This window comes from Stenotrophomonas sp. C9D9, assembly GCF_056491205.1.
In genome coordinates this window covers 142,922-164,390 of sequence record NZ_JBSZIF010000004.1, presented here as the reverse complement: position 1 = coordinate 164,390, position 21,469 = coordinate 142,922, and the positions used below count along the sequence as shown (strand labels likewise).

The 21,469-nt window shown below is 67.9% G+C and carries 18 protein-coding genes and 3 pseudogenes; 16 read left to right on the top strand and 5 right to left on the bottom strand.

All coding sequences use genetic code 11. From position 1 onward, the window contains the following. Positions 1 to 24 precede the first annotated feature (24 nt). Positions 25 to 2,080, bottom strand: a pseudogene (locus tag ACXI0D_RS06115) (putative bifunctional diguanylate cyclase/phosphodiesterase). Positions 2,081 to 2,229: 149 nt separating this feature from the next. Between ACXI0D_RS06115 and radA the strand changes: the two are divergent. The 4 genes and pseudogenes from radA (at position 2,230) to ACXI0D_RS06095 (ending at position 8,528) form a co-directional block, all read left to right on the top strand. Then, positions 2,230 to 3,604, top strand: a pseudogene (radA, locus tag ACXI0D_RS06110) (DNA repair protein RadA). A gap of 156 nt (positions 3,605 to 3,760) precedes the next feature. Beyond that, positions 3,761 to 5,617 (top strand): annotated as a pseudogene (locus tag ACXI0D_RS06105) (ATP-binding protein). A 48-nt stretch (positions 5,618 to 5,665) separates the two neighbouring features. Beyond that, positions 5,666 to 7,972, top strand: a complete 2,307-nt coding sequence (locus ACXI0D_RS06100; RefSeq protein WP_101765136.1) for a tetratricopeptide repeat protein — start codon at positions 5,666 to 5,668, stop codon at positions 7,970 to 7,972. A gap of 91 nt (positions 7,973 to 8,063) precedes the next feature. Next, the gene (locus tag ACXI0D_RS06095) at positions 8,064 to 8,528 is read left to right on the top strand and encodes a hypothetical protein (protein WP_119007132.1); all 465 of its coding nucleotides are present in this window, start codon (positions 8,064 to 8,066) and stop codon (positions 8,526 to 8,528) included. A gap of 91 nt (positions 8,529 to 8,619) precedes the next feature. Here ACXI0D_RS06095 and ACXI0D_RS06090 read toward each other — a convergent pair whose 3' ends face one another. Beyond that, positions 8,620 to 9,414 (bottom strand): cytochrome C assembly family protein, encoded by a 795-nt coding sequence (locus ACXI0D_RS06090; RefSeq protein ID WP_010483269.1) that lies wholly within the window; start codon positions 9,412 to 9,414, stop codon positions 8,620 to 8,622. A 122-nt stretch (positions 9,415 to 9,536) separates the two neighbouring features. On the opposite strand from ACXI0D_RS06090, the gene ffh reads away from it, so the two are divergent. The 10 genes from ffh to ACXI0D_RS06040 all read left to right on the top strand — a co-directional run bounded on the left by ffh (position 9,537) and on the right by ACXI0D_RS06040 (position 16,605). After that, complete coding sequence (ffh, locus tag ACXI0D_RS06085; RefSeq protein ID WP_014036403.1) at positions 9,537 to 10,913, top strand: signal recognition particle protein; 1,377 nt, start codon at positions 9,537 to 9,539, stop codon at positions 10,911 to 10,913. 146 nt (positions 10,914 to 11,059) lie between these two features. Then, positions 11,060 to 12,136 carry an NAD(P)H-dependent flavin oxidoreductase gene (locus ACXI0D_RS06080; protein ID WP_101765138.1) on the top strand — a complete coding sequence of 359 codons (1,077 nt, stop codon included), beginning with the start codon at positions 11,060 to 11,062 and terminating at the stop codon, positions 12,134 to 12,136. Beyond that, positions 12,133 to 12,945 (top strand): aminotransferase class IV family protein, encoded by an 813-nt coding sequence (locus tag ACXI0D_RS06075; RefSeq protein ID WP_049446420.1) that lies wholly within the window; start codon positions 12,133 to 12,135, stop codon positions 12,943 to 12,945. The genes ACXI0D_RS06080 and ACXI0D_RS06075 overlap by 4 nt, the downstream gene beginning before the upstream one ends. A gap of 96 nt (positions 12,946 to 13,041) precedes the next feature. Continuing rightward, the gene (gene rpsP, locus ACXI0D_RS06070; RefSeq protein WP_119007131.1) at positions 13,042 to 13,302 is read left to right on the top strand and encodes a 30S ribosomal protein S16; all 261 of its coding nucleotides are present in this window, start codon (positions 13,042 to 13,044) and stop codon (positions 13,300 to 13,302) included. A gap of 44 nt (positions 13,303 to 13,346) precedes the next feature. After that, positions 13,347 to 13,859, top strand: coding sequence for a ribosome maturation factor RimM (gene rimM / locus ACXI0D_RS06065; RefSeq protein WP_010483256.1), 513 nt, complete (start codon positions 13,347 to 13,349; stop codon positions 13,857 to 13,859). A gap of 8 nt (positions 13,860 to 13,867) precedes the next feature. Then, on the top strand, positions 13,868 to 14,626 hold the full coding sequence (gene trmD / locus ACXI0D_RS06060) for a tRNA (guanosine(37)-N1)-methyltransferase TrmD (RefSeq protein ID WP_119007130.1): 759 nt from the start codon (positions 13,868 to 13,870) through the stop codon (positions 14,624 to 14,626). A 154-nt stretch (positions 14,627 to 14,780) separates the two neighbouring features. Beyond that, entirely contained in the window at positions 14,781 to 15,182 is a 402-nt protein-coding gene (rplS, locus tag ACXI0D_RS06055) for a 50S ribosomal protein L19 (RefSeq protein ID WP_005408597.1), read from the top strand. A gap of 82 nt (positions 15,183 to 15,264) precedes the next feature. Then, the gene (locus ACXI0D_RS06050) at positions 15,265 to 15,645 is read left to right on the top strand and encodes a DUF6404 family protein (RefSeq protein WP_014036408.1); all 381 of its coding nucleotides are present in this window, start codon (positions 15,265 to 15,267) and stop codon (positions 15,643 to 15,645) included. Positions 15,646 to 15,724: 79 nt separating this feature from the next. Then, positions 15,725 to 16,159, top strand: coding sequence for a DUF1801 domain-containing protein (locus tag ACXI0D_RS06045; protein ID WP_119007128.1), 435 nt, complete (start codon positions 15,725 to 15,727; stop codon positions 16,157 to 16,159). Between the two features lie 38 nt (positions 16,160 to 16,197). Beyond that, positions 16,198 to 16,605 carry a DUF1801 domain-containing protein gene (locus ACXI0D_RS06040; protein WP_119007127.1) on the top strand — a complete coding sequence of 136 codons (408 nt, stop codon included), beginning with the start codon at positions 16,198 to 16,200 and terminating at the stop codon, positions 16,603 to 16,605. A gap of 147 nt (positions 16,606 to 16,752) precedes the next feature. Here ACXI0D_RS06040 and ACXI0D_RS06035 read toward each other — a convergent pair whose 3' ends face one another. Further along, positions 16,753 to 18,225, bottom strand: coding sequence for an MATE family efflux transporter (locus ACXI0D_RS06035; protein ID WP_119007126.1), 1,473 nt, complete (start codon positions 18,223 to 18,225; stop codon positions 16,753 to 16,755). A 62-nt stretch (positions 18,226 to 18,287) separates the two neighbouring features. On the opposite strand from ACXI0D_RS06035, the gene ACXI0D_RS06030 reads away from it, so the two are divergent. Together ACXI0D_RS06030 and ACXI0D_RS06025 are read left to right on the top strand one after the other, a co-directional pair. After that, the gene (locus tag ACXI0D_RS06030) at positions 18,288 to 18,527 is read left to right on the top strand and encodes a hypothetical protein (RefSeq protein ID WP_049446409.1); all 240 of its coding nucleotides are present in this window, start codon (positions 18,288 to 18,290) and stop codon (positions 18,525 to 18,527) included. Positions 18,528 to 18,536: 9 nt separating this feature from the next. After that, positions 18,537 to 18,944: an RNA-binding S4 domain-containing protein gene (locus ACXI0D_RS06025; protein WP_110711637.1), complete on the top strand. Its 408-nt coding sequence runs from the start codon at positions 18,537 to 18,539 to the stop codon at positions 18,942 to 18,944. A gap of 38 nt (positions 18,945 to 18,982) precedes the next feature. Here the strand turns inward: ACXI0D_RS06025 and ACXI0D_RS06020 are convergent, their stop codons facing one another. Together ACXI0D_RS06020 and ACXI0D_RS06015 are read right to left on the bottom strand one after the other, a co-directional pair. Then, positions 18,983 to 19,582 carry a DUF937 domain-containing protein gene (locus ACXI0D_RS06020; RefSeq protein WP_014036413.1) on the bottom strand — a complete coding sequence of 200 codons (600 nt, stop codon included), beginning with the start codon at positions 19,580 to 19,582 and terminating at the stop codon, positions 18,983 to 18,985. 108 nt (positions 19,583 to 19,690) lie between these two features. Then, complete coding sequence (locus ACXI0D_RS06015) at positions 19,691 to 21,334, bottom strand: catalase (RefSeq protein WP_101765144.1); 1,644 nt, start codon at positions 21,332 to 21,334, stop codon at positions 19,691 to 19,693. Between the last annotated feature and the right edge of the window lie 135 nt (positions 21,335 to 21,469).

Here is a 21,469-nt window from a genome sequence, read left to right as displayed (position 1 = left end):
GCCATGCGTGGATGAACCGCCGCGTCACCCCACCCGGCGCAGGAACTCTTCGGCGTCCATCGGCCGCCCCAGGTGATAACCCTGCAACTGATCGCAGCCCAGCTCGCTCAGGTATTCGCGCTGCGCCTGGGTCTCCACGCCTTCGGCAACCACCTGCAGCTGCAGGGTGCGGCCCAGCGCGATGATCGACGAGACGATGGCGGCGTCCTCGTCATTGCGCTCCAGGTCGTGCACGAACGCACGGTCGATCTTCAGTTCGGTGGCGGGCATGCGCTTGAGGTACAGCAGGCTGGAGTAGCCGGTGCCGAAATCATCGATGGCAATGTGCACGCCCATCGCGGTCAGGTCGTTGAGGATCGCCAGGCTGGCATCGACATCCTTCATCGCCGTGGTCTCGGTGATCTCCAGGGTCAGCCGCGCGGGTTCGATCCGGTGCCGCTGCAGCACCTCGCGCACACTGTCCAGCAGCGCCGGCGAGGCGAACTGCAACGGCGACAGGTTCACCGCCATCGACCATTCGGCATGCCCGGCATCGTGCCATGCACGCAGCTGCGCGCAGGCGCGGTCCAGTACCCAGTCACCGATCGGCAGGATCAGGCCGCTGCGCTCGGCGATGGGAATGAACACATCCGGCGCCAGCTGGCCCAGCTCCGGGTGCTGCCAGCGCAGCAGCGCTTCGGCGCCGGTGGCCGGTGCGCCGGCGGCAGGGAACTTGGGCTGGTAGTGCAGGATCAGTTCGTTGCGGGCGATGGCCTTGCGCAGGTCCTGCAGCAGGCGCAGTTGGCGGTTGGCGCTCAGCTGCATCGAGGGGGTGAAGAAGGTATAGCCGTTCCGCCCGGTTTCCTTGGTGTGGTACATCGCCGCGTCGGCGTGAGCCATCAGCTCGCGTTCGTTGCTGGCATCGTCCGGGTACAGGGCGATGCCCAGGCTGGCGCTGACCTGCAGTTCGGCCGCATCCAGCGTGAACGGTTCGCCGGCAGCGGCGATGATGCGCTCGGCCACCACCACCGCATCGTCGGGAATATCGATGGCCAGCACGATCACGAACTCGTCGCCGCCGAGCGGCAAACGTATCCTGCGGCCGCAGCAGCCCGCCGATGCGCTGCGCCACCGCCACCAGCAGGCGGTCGCCGAGCTGGTGGCCATAGGCATCATTGACCGCCTTGAAACCATCCAGGTCGCAGAACATCACCGCCACCGCATGGTTGCGACGCCGCGCCTTCTCGATCGCCTGCTCGATGCGGTCCTGCAGCAGCATGCGGTTGGGCAGCTGGGTCAACGGGTCGTGCAGTGCGGCCTGGATCAGCTTGTTGTTGGCGTGCGCCAGCGAGTCGGCCAGCAGCCCGGTGCGCACGCGCATCTGCCGGTCGAACAGCGAGGCCACCAGGGCGATGCCCAGCGTGGCCACGGTGGTGACGATGACCAGCACCGCCAGCCAGCGCGTGTCGATGCCACCACTGCCGACGGCGCCACAGATGCTGCCTTCGGGGAAGCGCGCCGCGGCCATGCCGGTGTAATGCATGCCGACGATGGCCAGGCCCATCACCAGCGATGCGAGCGCGCGCAGGAGCAGGGTGTGGCGATGCTCGGCGCGCAGGCGGAAGGCGATCCACAGGGCGGCGCCAGCGGCACCGATGGCTACCGCGATGGAGGCGGCAAACCAGCCCGGGTGGTAGTCGATGCCCGGCTGCATGCGCATCGCCGCCATGCCCAGGTAATGCATGGTGGCGATGCCCAGGCCCATCAGCACGGCACCGGCCAGCAGCCGGCGCCAAGGCAGGCTGGGGCGTGACACCAGCCACAGCGCATAGGCCGAGGCGCCGATCGAGACCGCCAGCGAGTACAGGGTAATGCCGAGGTCGTAGCCGACCGGGATCGGCAGATCGAAGGCGAGCATGCCGATGAAGTGCATCGACCAGATGCCCAGGCCCATGGCCGCCGCCCCCCCGGCCAGCCACCAGCGGGCCACGCGGCCCTCGGCCGTGGCCAGGCGCCCGGCCATGTCCAGCGCCGTGTACGAAGCAAGAATGGCCACCAGCAGGGAGATGATGACCAGGCTCTGACTGTAACTGCCAGTCATGTTGAATCCAGTGGGAGAGGGAGGGGCGCCCGCAAGGCGCACGCCCGCGACCCCTATCGGCGCGGGTGGGCAGGACTTGAGCGGTCGCAGCACCTGCGACCCGGCTCGGCTATCCTGCCACGCCTGTTCCCGTTGCTGGAAATCATCCGATGGCAAAAGCCCGCACCGCCTACGTCTGCAATGAATGCGGCGCCGAATTCAGCAAGTGGCAGGGCCAATGCACCGAGTGCAACGCCTGGAACTCGCTGTCGGAAATCGTGCTGGAAAGCGCGGCGGCGGCCAAGGCGCCGGCCTCGCGCCGGGCCGGCTGGGCCGGCAAGATCGACCCGCCGAAGATCACCGCCCTGAAGGACGTGGAGCAGACCGAGCATCGCCGGGTCTCCACCGGCATCGGCGAGTTCGACCGGGTGCTGGGCGGTGGCCTGGTCGAGGGCGCAGTGGTGCTGGTCGGTGGCGATCCGGGCATCGGCAAGTCGACGCTGCTGCTGCAGGCGGTGGCGAAGATGGCAGCCGAGCTGCCGGTGCTGTACGTCACCGGCAAGAGTCGCTGGCGCAGGTCGCCGGCCGCGCCACCGGCTGGAGCTGCCGCTGGACGGGGTCAATGCGCTGGCCGAGACCGGGGTCGAATCGATCCTGCAGCATGCATCCAAGGCCGGCCCGCGGCTGATCGTGGCCGACTCCGTGCAGACCCTGTGGACCGAGAGCCTGACCGCTGCGCCGGGATCGGTCAGCCAGGTGCGCGAGAGCGCGGCGCGGCTGGTGCGGTTCGCCAAGGAGACCGGTACCGCCGTGTTCCTGGTCGGCCACGTGACCAAGGAGGGCGGCATCGCGGGTCCGCGCGTGCTCGAGCACATGGTCGACGCGGTGCTGTACTTCGAGGGTGAGAGTGGCAGCCGCTTCCGCCTGCTGCGCGCGTTCAAGAACCGCTTCGGTGCGGTCAACGAACTGGGCGTGTTCGCGATGGGCGACAAGGGCTTGAAGGAGGTCTCCAACCCATCGGCGATCTTCCTGTCCGGCGGCAGCACCCATCAACCGGGCAGCTGCGTGATGGTCACCCGCGAGGGCACCCGGCCGCTGCTGGTGGAAGTGCAGGCACTGGTCGATGCGTCGCCGCTGTCGAATCCACGCCGTGTCGCGGTCGGCCTGGAGCAGAACCGCCTGGCCATGCTGCTGGCGGTGTTGCATCGCCACGGCGGCGTGCTGGTCGGCGACCAGGACGTGTTCGTCAATGTCGTTGGCGGCATCCGCGTGCAGGAGACCGCCGCCGACCTGCCGGTGCTGCTGGCGGTGCTGTCCTCGCTGCAGGATCGGCCGCTGGCGGAAAAGACCATCGCCTTCGGCGAGGTGGGCCTGTCCGGCGAGATCCGCCCGGTGCCCAATGGCGAGGACCGCCTGCGCGAGGCCGCCACCCATGGCTTCAAGCGCGCCATCGTGCCCAAGGCCAATGCGCCCAAAGGCGGTTCGGTGAAGGGTATGGAAGTGATTGCGGTGGAGCGTCTGTCCGAGGCTATCGACGCGGCGTGATGCCTGCCGCGCACCCGCCGGGCATCACCCGGCGTCACCACCGCGCACGTGGAATACGGCGACCGACACGGCAACGGTCAGCTTCCCTGTGCTAGTTTTTCCCGCTCGACGAAGTCGCCCTCTGGCGTCTTTCCGTGCCCAGGAGTAAACGATTACATGCAGGACACCGCGCTCATTGCCCCCAACGCCGAGATCCGTCGTGCCGGGGTCGATCTATGGATTGATGACGGTGCTGGGCAAGCACCTGTATTCCACCCCGGTGGTGGCGCTGCGTGAGCTGGTGCAGAACGCGCACGACTCGATCATCCGCCGCCGCATCGAGCAGCCCGGCGTCGAGGTACCTTCGCGCATTTCGGTGCAGGTCGATGCCGGTGCCGGCGTGCTGCGCATCATCGATACCGGTGCCGGCCTGACCCGCCAGGAAATCCACGACTACCTGGCCACCGTCGGCGTCGGCTATACCCGTGGCCTGCGCCAGGGCGGCGAGGACGATGATGGCCTGATCGGCATGTTCGGCCTCGGCTTCCTGTCGGCCTTCGTGCTCGCGCGCCGGGTCAGCGTGCGCACGACCTCGTACCAGACGCCGGAGCTGGGCCATCTGTACGTGTCCAGCAACGCCGAGCAGTACACCGTCAGCGAAGTGCCGGCACGCGCGGTCGGCACCGAGGTCGAACTGGAGCTGCATCCGGACTTCCTGCCGCTGGCCAACGAGGCGCGCCTGCATGAGGTGCTGGGCCGCTACTGCGCGTTGTTGTCCGAGCCGATCTTCATCGGCGCTGCGGGCGAGGCGCTCAATCCCGAGCCACCGCCGTGGCGCGGCCAGGGGATGTCGCCGTGCATCCGGTGCAGGCGCGCCGCCAGGCGCTGCAGTTCGCTGCGCGCTTCGAGCACGATTTCGAGCCGATCGTCACCGTGCCGCTGCGTGCCGATGGCAACAGCGATGCCACCGGCCTGCTGTGGGTGCAGGACGGCGCCACCTATGGCACCAGTGACAACCGCAACCTGTCGGTGTTCGTGCGCGGCATGCTGCTGGATGACGACGCCCGCGACCTGCTGCCGCCGTGGGCCGGTTTCATCGGCGGGGTGATCGAATCCTCGCGGCTGACGCCCACCGCCAGCCGCGAAGACCTGCAGCGCGATCACCAGTACCGCGCTGTGCAACATGCCTTGCTGGAGGCGCTGATTGATGGCCTGGCCGACGTTGCACGGCAGCAGCCAGAGGCGTGGCGACGCGTATTGAGCCGCCACAACGAGGCGCTGCTGGGCGCGGCGCTGTGCGATGACCGCTTGTTCGACCTGCTGCTGGAACACGTGCGCGTGCCGACTTCGCAGGGTGACCTGCCGGCCAGTGCGCTGCCCGCACGCGGTGCCGTGCACGTGATCCTCGACAACGGCGGTGGCTTCGAGGAAATGCTGTTCCGTGCGATGGGCGTGCCGGTCGCGCATGGCCATCGCTATGCCGTGGTGCCATTCCTGCGGCGCTGGGCCCAGGCCAAGGGCCTGCGCCTGGTTGAACTCGGCACCGAGCAGGGCAATCGCGCATTGTTCCGCACCGATGACAGCCTCGACGAGGCGCAGTTGGCCTGGCTGCGCGAGCAGCTGGGCGATGGCGAGCAGCTGCTGCCGGCGCGCTTCAGCCCGGAGGCATTGCCGGTGGTGGTGGTGCCCGACCGCGAAGCCGAACTGAAGCAACGCCTGGAGGACGACGAGAACGACAAGCGCGTTTCGATGGCGGCGCTGCGCCTGGCGCGGCAGTTCACCGCACGCATCGAATCGCGTGCACCCTCGCGGCTGTACCTCAACCTCGACAACCCGGCGGTGCAGGCGCTGTTGCGCGCCCAGCGCGAGGGCCACCCGCAGGCCGAAGCAGCGGCACGCCTGCTGCGCTCGCTGAAGATCATCGTCGCTGCGCAGGGCCGTCCCCTGGCCCGGGCAGCGACCGCCACGCCAGGCCCGGATCTCAACGGCGCCTTTACCGATATCGCCGGTGCCCTGCAGCAGATGCTGCGCTGAGCACTGCACCCTCTCATCCAGCCTTCGCTAGACAGGAGCACTTACCCCATGGACATCTGGAACTGGGTCGAAAAACTGCAGGGAGACCTGCGCCAGGCCGGCCAGGCGCAGAACGCGCACCTGCTGAACCGCCTCGCCGACGAGGTCAGCGAGCTGCAGATCGACCGCGTCGATGCACTGCTGCCCGAAGCGCGTGCGCTGGGCAAGGCGCTGGACAACCCCTGGGTCGACGTCTACGTCGGCCACTGGGCGCTGCGCAACCGCGTCGGCAACAGGGTTGAAGGCGAGAGCGCACTTGGCGAAGCCGTTGCGCTGTTCGAGCGCGCACACCGCGAAGACACCCTGGAATGCCCGCAGTCGATCTGCGTGACCCAGGATCTGGCCGCCTGCTACGGCAACATCGATGGCCCGGGCTGGGTGCCCGAGCGCATCGAGGTGTGCGACGAGACCCTCGGCCGCATCGATCCCAGCTGGGCCTGCTTCCAGTGCCTGAGCTGCGAGAAAGCCGATGCGCTGCTCGACGACGGCCGTGGCCAGGAGGCGCTGGATTACCTGCAGGTGCAGTCCGATGCGATCGAGGCCTGCGGCAAGGAGGTGTTCGACAGCTTCCCGGAGATGCAGATCAAGATCCTGCTCGCCGTGGGCCGGGCCGAAGAGGCACTGGTGCTGATCGAAAAGCGCGAGGCTGAAGTGGCGGCTTCCGGTGAGTACGAGCCGGCCAACTGCACGGTGCCGCGCCGCCTGTCCAAGGCGTGGGCGCTGGCCCAGCTGGGCCGCGACGAAGAGGCGCTGCAGCAGCTGGTGCCGTGGCGCGAGCTGACCCCGAACTACTGGCGGCTGTGGGCGAACACCGCCGCTGCGCTGTGCCAGCGCGACCCCGCGCGCAATACGTGGGACCTGGGCACGCGCTTCAACACGATCATCGAGCACTTCGCCCGGGTCGGTTCGCATCGCCTGCTGATCGAAGTCGCGGCGCTGAGCCTGGAGCTGGCGCTGCAGCGGGGAGCGCGCTGGGTGGCGCTGCGCCAGCTGGAGCTGGCGCGTACCCATCTGGCACAGCTGCGCCAGGACCGGGGCGCGGCTGCGCTGGTGGCCGGCCTGGCGGCACGCATCGATGCATTGCCGGAGATGGCGCCGCTGCCGGCACCGGCCGGCGAATTGCTGGCGTGGCTGGACGCGCAGGGCGAGCAGAACCAGGCGCGCGATCCGGAGCGTGAGGCGCAGTGGCTGCTGCAGGCACAGGCGCAGCTGCCCGATGACGAGGCCTTGGCCGAGATGGCCGCCTCCGCGCTGAGCGCCTGTGGTGCACAGACCGAAGCGCGCGCATTGCTGTGGCGCTTCGTGCGCGCGCACGCGCAGGATGATGGCCCGGCCGCTTATACGTTGATGCGCTGGCTGGCCGAGCAGGGTGACGATGATGGCCTGCGCCAGCTTGCCGACCTCTATCGCGGCAGCGTGCCGGTGTTCGCGCACTGGTGCGACGTGCAGCGCGCCCGCCGCGTGTCCGACTGGCCGGCGCTGGAGCGGGCCGCGCAGGCCTTGCTGGCGGCATCGCCCGGTTCGCACGGTGCGCGCGGCACGCTGGCGCGGATGTACATGGAAACCGGCCGTTTCAGCGAGGCGCAGGCCTGCTATGCGCAGCTGGTGGAGCTGCTGGAAGAGCCGAGCGCCGCGCATTGGGACCACATGAGTGCAGCCAGCGCGGCACGTGACTGGGACGCGGTGCGCCGCTCGGCGGCGGCGATCGGCATGGAGCTGTCCAGCCAGGACGGCGTGGTTGAAGAGCCGTGGGGCTGGGTGATCATCCGCAGCGAAGAGAACGGCGAGCCGATGGAGTACTACGCCCGTCGCAGCGGCCCGGTGACCGCACGCATCGTCGAGAACGCACCGGCCAACCGCGCGCAGCAGGTGGGCGACTGGGTGGTGTTCGATGCCGCGCTGGTGCATCCGGCACCGGAGGAGGAGGAAGCGCGCGAGCACTTCATCCCGACCTATGCGCAGGTGCACGTGCTGGAGCGCGGTGGCTTCGCCCGCAGCTGGTTGATCGACGGTGCGCATCCGGGCGAAGAAGCCTGGAACGCCTTCGTTGCTGCGGCCGAAGCGCAGGGCTGGCAGGTGTGGTCGCACAGCCGCCCGGACTACACCGTGACCGATCCCGACGCGGAAGAGGGCACGCTGCCGGGCCTGCTGTTCACGGTCGCCCAGCCGCAGGACCATGCGCCTCTGGCGCTGCACCGCTTCCTGCAGCAGGAAACCGTGAAGTGGCCGCATCCGCACTGCTGGCTGCGCCTGGCCGAAGCCTGCGACCAGGATCGCCAGCCGCATCTGGATGTGATCGAGCGTTACGGGTTGTAAGCCGGGTATCGGTAGTGCCGGCCACTGGCCGGCAGCGCCGGGATATCCTGTATTGCCGGCCAGCGGCCGGCACTACCTCAAGGAGAAATACATGCGAAAGACAGGGATGTTCGTGATCGCCGGGCTGCTGCTGGCCCCCACCGTGCAGGCCGGGCCGGCCTGCCAGGAACCCGTGGCTGTGGCCCGCGCCTTCTACGAGGCAACGACGGGCGATGGCGACCTGCTGGAGCCACCACCGGCGCTGGTCAGCCCCGCTTTCGGCAAGGCGCTGCGCGGCGAGCGCGCCTGCCAGCAGCGCGAAGAGGGCATCTGCACGATCGATTCCGATCCGTGGCTGGATGCGCAGGACGGCGACATCGAAACGCCGGTGCGTTACAGCTGGAAAGAGGCGTCGGCCACCGCCGGCCAGGTCGAGATGCGCTATTCGGTGTGGAAGAAGGCCTACGTGACCCGTCTGCCGATGGTGCGCCAGGGGCAGTGCTGCTGGCAGGTTGATGACATCCTCACCAACAGCGGCCGCTCGGTGCGGAAGATCCTGGCCCAGCCGGTGCCTTGACCCGCTTACGGCATCCACGCATGGCGTGGTCCAGTTGCCGGCCAGCGGCCGGCACTACCGGGGTGGGTGTCGACCGTTGGTCGGCACGCCTCTATCGCGAATGCCCGAACACCAGTTCGATCACGAACTGGCTGCCGAAGAACGCCAGCAGCAGCAACAGCATCGCCGCCAGTGTCCAGTGCACCGCCTTCATGCCGCGCCAGCCGTAGCGCCGGCGGCCGATCAGCAGCACGCCAAACACGATCCACGACAGCACGCTGAGCACGGTCTTGTGCACCAGCTTCTGCGCCAGCAGGTCGTCGACGAACAGCACGCCGGTGACCAGGGTCAGGGTCAGCAGCGCGAAGCCGACGGTGATCACCCGGAACAGCAGCGATTCCAGATCGGCCAGCGGCGGCAGCGCGCGCAGCCACGGGCGGAACTCGCGGCGGCGCAGGGCGCGTTCCTGCAGCCAGAGCATGATCGCCAGCAGCGCGGCGATGCTCAGCGTGGCGTAGGCCAGCAGCGCCAGCCAGGCGTGGCTGGCCAGGCGCCAGCCCAGCACCTTGCTCGGTTCGTGGCCGTAGCCGTGGTAGGCCAGCAGCAGGACCGCGGCCAGCGGAAATACCACCACGCCCAGCGCCGACATCCGCCCACGCGCGCCGACCAGCGAGGTCAGCCAGGCCATGCCCAGGCCGACCAGCGACAGCGCGGCGAAGAAGTGCATGTCCGGCCCGCCGTTGGTACGCATCGCCACCATCACGTGGTAGCCGCCATGCAGCAGCATCGCCGGCAGGGCGGGCCACAGCCAGGTGGGAGAGCCGGTGCTTTCATCGCGGCCGAGCGCGCGCACCAGCAGGGCGCTGGCAGCCAGGTAGAGCAGGACGGCGATGAGAACGATTGTCATCGTTGCAGTTTCGCATACCCCCGGGATGCTGGCGACGGCCCGGTGGTCGCAGTCCGGGCGGACAGCCGGACCCGTTATACTGTCTGCCTTATTGTCCCCCGCTTTCAGACAGGTTGCGCCGCATGTTCGAGTCCCTGACCCAGCGCCTTTCCGGCACCATCGAGCGCCTGCGTGGCCGCGGCCGCCTGACCGAGGAGAACATCCGCGAGGCGACCCGCGAAGTGCGCATCGCGCTGCTCGAAGCCGACGTTGCGCTGCCGGTGGTGCAGGCCCTGATCGAGCGCATCAAGGTGCGCGCGGTCGGCCAGGAAGTGCTGAAGTCGCTGACCCCGGGCCAGGCCCTGATCAAGGTCGTCCGCGACGAGCTGACCGCGGTGATGGGCGCCGAAGCCAGCGACCTGAACCTCAACGTACCCGCCCCGGCCATCATCCTGATGGCGGGCCTGCAGGGCGCCGGCAAGACCACCACGGTGGGCAAGCTGGCCAAGCACCTGAAGGAAAAGCGCAAGAAGAAGGTGATGGTGGTTTCGGCCGACGTCTACCGCCCGGCCGCGATCGAGCAGCTGAAGACCCTGGCCGAGCAGGTCGGCGTGCTGTTCTTCCCGTCCAGCGCCGACCAGAAGCCGGAAGCCATCGTCCGCGCCGCAATCGACGATGCGCGCAAGTCGTTCGTCGACGTGCTGCTGGTCGATACCGCCGGCCGCCTGGCCATCGACGAAGCGATGATGGCCGAGATCAAGGCCCTGCACGCTGCCGTGAACCCGGCCGAAACCCTGTTCGTGGTCGACGCCATGACCGGCCAGGACGCGGCCAACACCGCCAAGGCCTTCGGTGATGCGTTGCCGCTGACCGGCGTGGTACTGACCAAGACCGACGGTGACGCCCGCGGCGGTGCCGCGCTGAGCGTGCGCTACATCACCGGCAAGCCGATCAAGTTCGTCGGTGTCAGCGAAAAGCCGGAAGGCCTGGACGTGTTCCACCCGGACCGCATCGCCAGCCGCATCCTGGACATGGGCGACGTGCTGTCGCTGGTCGAGCAGGTCGAGCAGCAGGTCGACAAGGACAAGGCCGCCAAGCTGGCCGAGAAGGTCGCCAAGGGCAAGAAGTTCGACCTGAACGACATGCGCGACCAGCTCGAGCAGATGCAGAACATGGGCGGCATCGGCGGCCTGATGGACAAGCTGCCGGGCCTGGGCAACATCCCCGACCATCTGAAGCAGCAGGTCAGCCAGGGCAAGGAAGTGCCGCGCATGATCGCCATCATCGGCTCGATGACCAAGAAGGAACGGCGCAACCCGAACCTGCTCAATGGCTCGCGCCGCGCGCGCATCGCCAAGGGCTCGGGCGTGACCCCGGCCGACGTCAACAAGCTGATGAAGCAGTACATGCAGATGGAAAAGATGATGAGCAAGATGGCCGGCGGCGGCATGAAGGGCATGTTGCGCAGCATGAAGGGCATGATGGGCGCCATGGGCGGCCGCGGCATGCCGTTCCGTTGATGCGTTGAACACCGGCTTTTTTTGTAGAGTCGAGCCATGCTCGACTGCTTTTCTGTCGGTGCCCCGGTCGAGGTAGAGTCGAGCAAGCTCGACTCTACCCCCGTCCTGCGCGCACCATGGGGGCCTGTCCGAAACGATGGGCCGTCATGCAGAGTTCCGCTGTATCTTCCCGCGTCGAGGCGTTCTGCCGGCGCTTTGGCGTTTCCGTTCCGATCCTGCTGGCCCCGATGGCCGGCGCCTGCCCGGTGCCGTTGTCGGCTGCGCTGGCCAATGCCGGCAGCATGGGGGCGATGGGCGCGGTGCTGTCGTCATCGGCCGATATCGGCCACTGGATGGATGACTTCCGCGCTGCCTCGACGGGCCCCGCACAGGTGAACCTATGGGTGCCGGACCCGGCACCGACCCGTGATGTCGCCGCTGAAGCCGCCAGCCGCACCTTCCTCGCGCAGTGGGGTCCGGACGTGCCGGCCAGCGCCGCCGATGCCACGCCCGCCGACTTCGAAGAACAGTTCGCCGCACTGCTGGCAGCGCGCCCGGCGGTGGCCTCGACCATCATGGGCGTGCTGCTGCCGCGCCACGTACAGCAGTTGAAGGATGCCGGCATTGCCTGGATCGCCTGTGCGACCACCTTGTCCGAAGCGCGTGCGGCACAGGACGCCGGTGCCGACGCGGTGGTCGCACAGGGCGTGGAGGCCGGTGGCCATCGCGGTGCGTTCGATCCGGCGATGGCCGAGCGCCAGCTGGTCGGCCTGTTTGCGTTGTTGCCACGCCTGGCCGATCACCTGCAGATTCCGGTGATCGCCGCCGGCGGTATCGCCGACGGCCGTGGCATTGCTGCCGCACTCACCTTGGGGGCCAGCGCCGTGCAGATCGGCACTGCCTTCCTGCGCACGCCCGAAGCGGCGATCGCTTCAGCGTGGGCCGATGGATTGGCGGCCAGCGAACCCGAAGATACCTGGCCGACCCGCGCCTTCAGCGGCCGCCTGGGCCGCGGCCTGGCGACACCCTATGTACGCGCCGCCGCTGCGGAAGGCGCCCCGGCGCCGCGTCCGTATCCGGTGCAGCGCGGGCTGACCGCGCCGATGCGCAGGCAGGCCGCGCAGGAAAACCGCCTGGCGGCGATGCAGGCCTGGGCCGGGCAGTCGGCGTGGATGGCGCCGGCACGGCCGGCCGCCGACGTGCTGCGCGGCATGTGGGAACAGGCGCAGGCACTGCTGCGATGACGCTGACCTGCAACGGCCTGCCGGCGCAGGTGGAGGATCTGCTGCCGGCGCTGGTGAACTACGGTCACTTCACCTCGCTGCAGGTACGCGACCACGCCGTACAGGGACTGGACCTGCATCTGGCGCGGCTGTCGCATGCCACGCGCGAACTGTTCGGCAGCGAACTGGATACGGCGCAGGTGCGGGGCTGGATGGCGCAGGCGCTGCGGCAGGCCGGCCTGGCCGATGCCTCACTGCGGGTGACGGTGTACTCGCGCCGCTTCGATTTCCGCAACCCGCTGGCGGCGGTGCCGGTGGACGTGCTGGTGGCGGTGTCCGCGCCGGTGACGCTGACCGCCTCCAAGCGCGTGCGCAGTGTGGCCTGGCAGCGTGAACTGCCACAGATCAAGCATGTGGGCACGTTTGGTCTGTTCGCCGAACGTCGCGCGGCGATGGCGGAAGGATTCGACGATGTGCTGTTCGTGACCGCCGATGGCGACGTGAGTGAAGGCAGCACCTGGAACGTGGCCGTTCACGATGGTGAACGGCTGCTCTGGCCGCAGGCGCCGGCCCTGCGCGGTACCGCCGAGGCGCTGCTGAAGCAGCATTGGCCGGGGGGACAGCAGACGCGGCCGCTGGCACTGGCTGAACTGGACAGTGTGAAGGCCGCTTTTGCCTGCAACGCCAGCGGCCTGTGGGCGCTGGAGGCCATCGACGGGCATGTCCTGCCCGGCTCGCAGGCACTGGCTGAACAGGGCAGGGCGGTGCTGGCGGGCGTGGCTTGGCAGGGGCTGGGGTCAGATCCCTTTTGCGTCGCAAAAGGGATCTGACCCCGGGCGGCCCCCGGGGTTGGCTCGGCCGGGCTCTGCCGCTATAATCGCCCGCTTACCTCGCCATCCTGGCGACTGGGCAATAGGAAAAACACCATGGTCAAGATTCGACTGACCCGCGGCGGCGCCAAGAAGCGTCCGTTCTACCACATCATCGTGACCGACGTGCGCAGCGCGCGCGACGGCCGCAACATCGAGCGCGTTGGCTTCTACAACCCGGTCGCCCAGGGCGCCGAGAAGCGCATCGAGCTGGACCTGGCCCGCGTTGAGCATTGGGTCAAGAACGGCGCCCAGCCGACCGACAAGGTCCGCAACCTGATCAAGGAAGCGACCAAGTCCCAGGCCGCTGCGGCCTGATCCTGACGGGCCACGCTTCGGCGTGGCCCTCTTGGTTGAAGCAGATGAAAGATATCGAGCGCCGCATCCTGCTGGGCAGGGTTGTCGGCGCTTTTGGTGTGCGCGGCGAGATCAAGCTCGAGTCCTGGACCGAGCCACGTTCCGCCATTTTCCGTTACCAGCCGTGGATCGTGCGCAGCCCGTCCGGCGTGGAAACCACGATTGAAGGTGTACGCGGCCGCGACAGCGGCAAGCACCTGGTCGCCCGTTTCCCCGGCGTCGAGGACCGCGATACCGTTGAAGCGATGCACGGCACCGAGATCTACGTGGCCCGCAGTGCGTTGCCGCCGCCGAAGCCCGATGAGTATTACTGGGTGGACCTGGAAGGCCTGGATGTGAAGACCACCGAGGGCGTTGCCCTGGGCCAGGTCTCGCACCTGTTCAGCACCGGCGCCAACGACGTGGTGGTGGTCCGGGGTGACCGCGAGCGGATGATTCCGTTCGTGCAGCCGGACTTCGTCAAGTCGGTCGACTTCGAGGCCAACCTGGTCGTGGTCGACTGGGATCCCGAGTTCTGAGTGTGAGCATGCGTTTCGACGTCATCACCCTGTTCCCCGAGTTCCTCGCCCAGTCCGCTGGATTGGGCGTGGTCGGGCGCGCGCAGGAGAAGGGGTTGTTCAGCCTGCATGGCTGGACCCCCCGTGATTACGCCGAAGGCAACTACCGCCGGGTGGACGACCGTCCGTTCGGTGGTGGCCCCGGCATGGTGATGCTGATCGAGCCACTGCAGGCCTGCCTGCAGGCGATCCGTGATGCCGATCCGACCCCGGCGCGGGTGATCCATCTCAGCCCGCAGGGTGCGCCGTTGACCCAGGCCAAGGTGCGGGAACTGGCGGCGCTGCCGCGCATGGTCCTGCTCTGTGGCCGCTACGAGGGCATCGACGAGCGTTTCCTGGAGGCCAATGTCGACGAGGAAATCTCCCTCGGCGACTACGTACTGTCCGGTGGCGAGCTGGGCGCGGCGGTGATCATCGACGCCGTGGCCCGCCTGCAGGACGGTGCCCTGAACGACGCGGAATCGGCGGCGCAGGACAGCTTCGAGGGCGACCTCGGCCTGCTCGACTGCCCGCACTACAGCCAGCCGGCCCAGCACCCGCTGGGTGACGTGCCGGACGTGCTGCGCTCGGGCAACCACGCGGCCATCGCGGCCTGGCGCCGCCAGCAGTCGCTGCTCCGGACCGCCGAGCGGCGCCCGGACCTGCTGGATGAACAGGCACTGGGCAAGGCCGACCGCAAACTGCTGGAGCAGGGCCGCCAGGCCCGCAACCAGAAGGCCAGCCCCTAGCGCAGGGCTGGCGTTATCGGCTATCATGGCCAATTCCCGTCGGCCCCGGCCGGCGCGCGCAGTACCCAAAACAAACGTGCAGCACAGTCCGGTGACTGCATGAGCCTACGTTGTCGATACGACACGCCCACCCGAACAAGAATCGGTGTAACCCATGAGCAAGCTGAACAAGTCCATCGTCGCGGAATTCGAATCCGCCCAGATCACCCGTGAACTGCCGAAGTTCAGCCAGGGCGACACCGTTGTCGTCAACGTGAAGGTGAAGGAAGGCAGCCGCGAGCGCGTGCAGGCCTACGAAGGCGTCGTCATCGCCACCAAGAACGCCGGCCTGAACTCCTCGTTCACCGTCCGCAAGATCTCGCACGGCTACGGCGTCGAGCGCGTTTTCCAGACCCACAGCGCCATCATCGACTCGGTCGAAGTGAAGCGTCGTGGTAAGGTCCGCGCCGGCAAGCTGTACTACCTGCGTGGCCTGGAAGGCAAGGCTGCCCGCATCAAGGAAGACCTGGCTGCCGCTGCTGCCGCCAAGGCTGCCCGTCTGGCCGAAAAGGCCTGATAAACAACTTCGGTTGTTGCCGCGACGGCCACCTTCGGGTGGCCGTTTGCGTTTCCGGCACCGCATCGGCCACGATCGGGTGATGAACGACATCAACCGGCACTATCCCGCTGTCATCCAGTCGGCGCTGCGCTTCCTGGACGACAAGGGGCTGGCGCGCGTGCAGTCGGCGCCGCTGCTGCATCGTGTGCTGTGGCGCATGGGCATCGCGCTGCCACCGCCGATCCTGGCCGGCTTCGGCACCAATGCGCTGGTGCAGGGTCTGCTGTTCGGGCTGTTCTGGACCGCGCTGATGTGGCTGATGCTGTGGCAGGGCAGCGAGCGCCCGTTGGCCTTGCTGCTGGCGGCCGGACTGTTGGCCGGTGCCCTGTTCGGCGTGGTGATGGCGGCGCTGATGCGCTCGCTGCGCCGCCACCGCAAGTTGCCGGACTGGCGGCAGTTCCGGGCGCGACAGGCGGACTGAGCCGATGGCGCACCGCGCCGTGACCGGCAGGCACGCGCCGCGCTAGGCTGCGGCTTCATCCCGATGGACGTGCCGTGCGATGCCTGCCAAGCGAACCGCACCTTCCGCCGCGCCCACGCTGTTGTCCGGCGGCAATCCGCAGATTGCCAAGGGCGAGGGCGATGCCCCGGTGCAGGCCTATATCGCGGCAATGACGGACTGGAAGCGGCCGATCGGCGAACAGCTGGATGCGCTGATCGCGCAGGCAGTGCCTGGCGTGCACAAGGCCGTGAAGTGGAATTCGCCGATGTATGCGGTGGCGCCGGGCGCAGGCTGGTTTCTCAGCTTCCATTGCTTCACCCGCTACATCAAGGTGGCGTTCTTCCGCGGCGCTGCATTGACGCCGGTGCCGCCCGAGCCGTCCAGGAGTGCCGATACGCGCTACCTGCACATTGCACAGGATGGGGTGCTGGATGAAGTACAGTTCCTCGACTGGGTGCGCCAGGCCGCCGCGTTGCCCGGCGAGCGCATGTAACCCCGACGTTCCGATTCCCTTGCCGACGAGAGCCGCTGATGGCCACGCATGCACCGAACCCTGCCGATGCCGGAACCCCGGCCGCTGAACTGATCGATGCACGCATCGCCGAGCTGGGCGACTGGCGTGGCGAAGCGCTGGCACACGTGCGCGCCTTGATCCATGAAGCGCTGCCGGACGTGCAGGAAACCTGGAAGTGGCGCGGTACACCGGTGTGGGAGCACAACGGCATCCTGTGCACCGGCGAGACCTACAAGCAGGCGGTGAAGCTGACCTTCGCCAACGGTGCGGCGCTGGCGGACCCGAAGGGCCTGTTCAACGCCAGCCTCGAGGGCAACACGCGGCGTGCGATCGACATCCATGAAGGCGCGATGCCCAATGCCGCGGCCTTGAAGGCGTTGCTGCGCGCGGCGGCGACGTTCAACGCTGCGAAGAAGAAGCGGTAGAGCCGGCCGCTGGCCGGCTGTTTTGCGATGCTTCCGGAGAGGTGTGAAGTTGCCGGCCAGCGGCCGGCACTACCACAGGCCCATGAGGTTGCCGGCCAGCGGCCGGCACTACCACCGGTCCATGAGGTTGCCGGCCAGCGGCCGGCACTACCGTGGCGGGGCTGACTCCAGCGCGGCATCCGGGTCGGCCACCGGCGAGGGCGGGCAGGCCGGAATCTCCGACGGCGTGGCCAGTTCTTCGGCGTGCGAGGGCTTGCCCATCATCTTCGCCTTGCGCCAGCCACCCCAGCGGTAATACGCCAGTGACAGCAGCATCGACACCAGCGAGCTGACCGGGAAGCTCCACCAGATCGCATCGGCACCCCAGTACGGCTGCAGCAGTTCGGCGAACGGCACGCGCACGCCCCACAGCGAGCCGGCCAGGATCAGCAGCGGCGGAATCACCGCGCCGGTGGAGCGCACCACGCCGGAGATCACGAAGCTGACGCCGAAGAACAGGAACGAGCCGATCACCACGTGGTTGAGGTGGCGGGCGATGTCCAGCGCCTGGCTGGCCGGTGGCAGGAACAGCGCCAGCAGCTGGCGATCGAACACCACCAGCGGCAGGATCAGCGCGCCGGTCAGCAGGAAGTTGAACAGCACGCCCTGGCGCGCGGTGCCGCGTACGCGGTCCCAGCGCTGCGCACCGACGTTCTGTGCGGCCATCGACGAGCACGCCGCGCCGATCGCCATCGCCGGCATCTGCAGGTAGTTCCACAGCTGCAGGGCAGCACCGTAACCGGCGCCGGTGTCGGTGCCGTACTGGTTGACCATGGTCATCAGCAGGATCACCGACAGCGAGATCAGCACCATCTGCAGGCCCATCGGCACGCCCTTGACCACCAGCGCCTTGAGGATGGTCATGTCGAGCTTGAACAGGCGCATGTCGGCGCGGCCCAGCCACAGGGTGTGGCGCTTGTGCCGCATGTACAGCAGCAGGCCGGCCAGCGACAGCGTCTGCGCGACCAGCGTGGCCCAGGCCGAGCCGGCGATACCCAGCGCGGGGAATGGCCCCATGCCGAAGATCAGGACCGGGTTCAGCACGATGTCCAGCGCCACCGACACCATCAGGAAACGGAACGGCGTGCGCGAGTCACCGGCACCGCGCAGTGCGGCGGTGAGGAAGGCGAACGCGTACAGCGTCGGCATCGCCAGGAAGATGATCTGCAGGTAGGCCTCGGCCAATGGCAGCGAGGCGGCCGGCGTGCCCATCGCCGCCAGCAGCGGATGGGCCATGAACCAGCCGGCGATGGCGATGATCACCGACAGGCCGATGAAGAAGGTGGCACTGGTGCCGACCACGCGCCGCGCCTGCGCGATGTCGCGCGCGCCGATCGCCTGGCCGATCAGGATGGTCGAGGCCATGCCGAAGCCGAACACCGAGCCGATCAGGAAGAACATGATGTTGTTGGCGTTCGCAGTGGCGGTCAGTGCCGCCTCGCCGAGGAAGCGCCCGACCCAGACCGCATTCACCGAACCGTTCAGCGATTGCGCGATGTTGCCCGCCAGGATCGGCAGGGAAAACAGCAGGAGATTGCGGCCGATCGGGCCGGAGGTCAGGTCAAGCGGCGCTTTGGCCATGGAGTGGTGATCGAATCCCGGGAGGCGCACACTAGCACCAAGCCGGTTTGCGGGATGTGGCAATGCATCAACGACTGCAGGTGAAGCGGAGCGTGGCGCTGGCCTTGATCAGCGCTGTACTGGCCGCATGTTCGATGGACGACCGGCTGGGCGATACCCAGATCCGGCCGACCGACCGGCCCGAGTGCCTGGTCGGCAGCCAGCGCCAGGACCTGGCCTCCGGCGTGCGGCCGCTGATCGGCGGCACCGGCTGCCGGGCCGATCCGGACAACCCGCGTCCTCTCAACAAGCCACCGGAGTAGTAGCGAACAATGCCCGAGCTTTCCCCGTTGTCGCCCAGTGTCCGCCTGGACATCTGGCTGTGGGCGGCCCGTTTCTTCAAGACCCGCAGCCTGGCCAAGCAGGCCATCGAAACCGGCAAGGTCAGCGTTGCGGGGCAGCGCCCGAAATCCTCACGCGCGGTGCGCGTCGGCGAGCAGCTGCAGGTCGACCGTGGCGAGGAGCATTTCGAGATCCAGGTGCTGGGGCTGAGCGATCAGCGCGGGCCGGCGCCGGCGGCGCAGCAGCTGTATGCCGAGAGCGAGGCCTCCAAGGCCCGTCGTGCCGAGCAGCGTGCGCTGCGCATCGCCGCACGCGATGGGTTCCAGCCGCCGGAGCACAAGCCGGACAAGCGCGCACGGCGGTTGATCCGCGCGCTGGGCGATATCGACGCGCTGTAGGCAACAGGGCGCCGGACCGGGTCCGGCGCCTGCAAACCTCAGCGCTTGCCGCCGAGCAGGTTGCCACCGAGCTTGAGCAGGTCGCTCATGCCGAACTGGCCGTCGCCGTCCTGGTCCAGCACGCTGCCGAGCAGGCCGCCGGCGATGCCGCCCTGCTGCTGCACCTGCTGCTTTTCCTGGCCGAGGGCCTGGCTGAGCGAGCCGGCATCGGCCTGGCCGCCGCCGAGACGCTGGGCCAGGAAGGCCATCACGATCGGCGCGAGGATCTGCAGCAGCTGGCTGGTACGGCCGCTGTCGAGCTGGGTGGCCTGGGCCAGGCCGGTTTCCACCTTCTGCTGGCTGCCGCCGAAGATGTGGCCGAGGATGCCGGCGCCGTCGCTGGCGGCACCGCCGCCGCCACCCAGCACCGAGCCGAGCACGCTGCCCAGGTCCAGTCCACTGTGGTTGTTCTGCAAGGCGCCGAGCAGTGCCTGCGCGCCCTGCGGCTGCGAGGCGTTGTTGCCCAGCGCGCCCATCAGCACCGGCAGCGCGGCACTGATCGCGCCGGAAGCCTGGGTATCGCTGATGCCGAGCTGCTGCGACACCTGCTGCAGCGGGGCGCCCTGCAATTTGGCGAGAAGTTCGTCGGTCAGGCTCATCTGCGGAATCCTTGATTGGGGTTGGGCGTGCAGAAGGTACGCCGCGGACCGTTAAAACGGCGACGCCGCCTCACGGGGAGGCGGCGTGCCGTTCACGGGGGAGGGCGGTCAGAGCTCGATGTCTTCGGCGCCCGGGGTGGCGGTGGGGAAGTCCGCTTCCGGCTGGGCCGGCTTGAACGGATCCGACGGCTGGCTGGCCAGCGCCTTCAGCGCCGCGGCAACACCGGCACCGTAGGCCGGGTCGGCCTTGCTGCAGTTGTCGATGTGGCGCTGCTTGATGAAGTCCGGCGCATCGCCCAGGGCACGGGCGGTGTTGGCGAACAGGCGGTCCTTCTGGGCCTGGTTGTAGCTGCGGAACAGCGCACCGGGCTGGCTGAAGTAGTCGGCGTCGTCCTCACGGAAGTTCCAGAAGTCGGCGTCGCCGCGGATCTTCATCGGCGGTTCGCGGTACTGCGGCTGTTCCTGCCACTGGCCGTAGCTGTTCGGTTCGTAGTGCGGCAGGCCGCCGTAGTTGCCGTCCACGCGCATCGCACCATCGCGGTGGTTGCTGTGCACCGGGCAGCGCGCTGCGTTCACCGGAATCTGGTGGTGGTTCACACCCAGGCGATAGCGCTGCGCATCGGAATAGGCGAACAGGCGCGCCTGCAGCATCTTGTCTGGCGATGGGCCGATGCCCGGCACCAGGTTGCTCGGTGCGAACGCTGACTGCTCCACGTCCTGGTACCAGTTGACCGGGTTGCGGTTCAGTTCGAACTGGCCCACTTCGATCAGCGGGTAGTCGCTCTTCGGCCACACCTTGGTCAGGTCGAACGGATGCACGCGGTAGGTTTCCGCGTCCAGCTCCGGCATGACCTGGATGAACAGCTTCCACTTCGGGAAGTCGCCCTTCTCGATCGCGGCGAACAGGTCGCGGCCGTGGCTTTCGCGGTCATGACCGACCAGGATCTGCGCCTGTGCGTCGGTCAGCGATTCGATGCCCTGCTGGCTGACGAAGTGGAACTTCACCCAGAAGCGTTCGCTGTCGGCGTTGGTGAAGCTGTAGGTGTGCGAGCCGAAACCGTGCATGTGGCGGAAGCTGCGCGGAATGCCGCGGTCGCTCATCACCACGGTCACCTGCAGCAGGGCTTCGGGCAGCAGCGTCCAGAAGTCCCAGTTGTTGCGCGCGCTGCGCAGGTTGGTGTGCGGGTCGCGCTTGACCGCCTTGTTGAGGTCGGCGAACTTGCGCGGATCGCGCAGGAAGAACACCGGGGTGTTGTTGCCGACCAGGTCCCAGTTGCCTTCTTCGGTGTAGAACTTCAGCGCGAAGCCGCGGATGTCACGCTCGGCGTCGGCGGCGCCACGCTCGCCGGCCACCGTGGTGAAGCGGGCGAACATCTCGGTCTGCTTGCCGACCTTCTCGAACAGCTTGGCGCGGGTGTACTTGCTGATGTCGTGGGTGACGGTGAAGGTGCCGAACGCGCCCGAGCCCTTGGCGTGCATGCGGCGCTCGGGAATGATCTCGCGGTTGAGGTTGGCCAGCTTTTCCAGCAGCCAGACGTCTTCCATCAGCAGCGGGCCACGCGGGCCGGCGGTCTTGCTGTTCTGGTTGTCCACCACCGGTGCGCCGAAGGCCGTGGTCATCGGCGTGACCGGGTCATCGCCGTGCTTCTGCTTTGGCGTGGTGCTCAGCTCGCGCTGCTGCTGGGCGCCTTCCTCGGGCGACGGTGCGCTGTGATACGGGCACTTGGCGTTGTTGTTGTCGGACTGGCTCATCGGCTGGCTCCTGGTGGCGGTGAAGACGTGGGTAAACATCTTCACTCGACTTTAGCTATGGCCGGATGAAATGAATAATCGAATGATTCGTTCAGGTTGATAGATTCTGTCAATTGAAACGCAGAATCGGATCTG

Coding starts and splice junctions, on each gene's coding strand:
- rpsP (WP_119007131.1), top strand. CDS start 13,042: ATGGTCAAGATTCGACTGACCCGCGGCGGCGCCAAGAAGCGTCCGTTC.
- ACXI0D_RS06080 (WP_101765138.1), top strand. CDS start 11,060: ATGCAGAGTTCCGCTGTATCTTCCCGCGTCGAGGCGTTCTGCCGGCGC.
- ACXI0D_RS06050 (WP_014036408.1), top strand. CDS start 15,265: ATGAACGACATCAACCGGCACTATCCCGCTGTCATCCAGTCGGCGCTG.
- ACXI0D_RS06035 (WP_119007126.1), bottom strand. CDS start 18,225: ATGGCCAAAGCGCCGCTTGACCTGACCTCCGGCCCGATCGGCCGCAAT.
- ACXI0D_RS06025 (WP_110711637.1), top strand. CDS start 18,537: ATGCCCGAGCTTTCCCCGTTGTCGCCCAGTGTCCGCCTGGACATCTGG.
- rplS (WP_005408597.1), top strand. CDS start 14,781: ATGAGCAAGCTGAACAAGTCCATCGTCGCGGAATTCGAATCCGCCCAG.
- ACXI0D_RS06030 (WP_049446409.1), top strand. CDS start 18,288: ATGCATCAACGACTGCAGGTGAAGCGGAGCGTGGCGCTGGCCTTGATC.
- ACXI0D_RS06075 (WP_049446420.1), top strand. CDS start 12,133: ATGACGCTGACCTGCAACGGCCTGCCGGCGCAGGTGGAGGATCTGCTG.
- ACXI0D_RS06100 (WP_101765136.1), top strand. CDS start 5,666: ATGGACATCTGGAACTGGGTCGAAAAACTGCAGGGAGACCTGCGCCAG.
- ACXI0D_RS06095 (WP_119007132.1), top strand. CDS start 8,064: ATGCGAAAGACAGGGATGTTCGTGATCGCCGGGCTGCTGCTGGCCCCC.
- ACXI0D_RS06020 (WP_014036413.1), bottom strand. CDS start 19,582: ATGAGCCTGACCGACGAACTTCTCGCCAAATTGCAGGGCGCCCCGCTG.
- ffh (WP_014036403.1), top strand. CDS start 9,537: ATGTTCGAGTCCCTGACCCAGCGCCTTTCCGGCACCATCGAGCGCCTG.
- ACXI0D_RS06090 (WP_010483269.1), bottom strand. CDS start 9,414: ATGACAATCGTTCTCATCGCCGTCCTGCTCTACCTGGCTGCCAGCGCC.
- ACXI0D_RS06045 (WP_119007128.1), top strand. CDS start 15,725: ATGCCTGCCAAGCGAACCGCACCTTCCGCCGCGCCCACGCTGTTGTCC.
- rimM (WP_010483256.1), top strand. CDS start 13,347: ATGAAAGATATCGAGCGCCGCATCCTGCTGGGCAGGGTTGTCGGCGCT.
- trmD (WP_119007130.1), top strand. CDS start 13,868: ATGCGTTTCGACGTCATCACCCTGTTCCCCGAGTTCCTCGCCCAGTCC.
- ACXI0D_RS06015 (WP_101765144.1), bottom strand. CDS start 21,334: ATGAGCCAGTCCGACAACAACAACGCCAAGTGCCCGTATCACAGCGCA.
- ACXI0D_RS06040 (WP_119007127.1), top strand. CDS start 16,198: ATGGCCACGCATGCACCGAACCCTGCCGATGCCGGAACCCCGGCCGCT.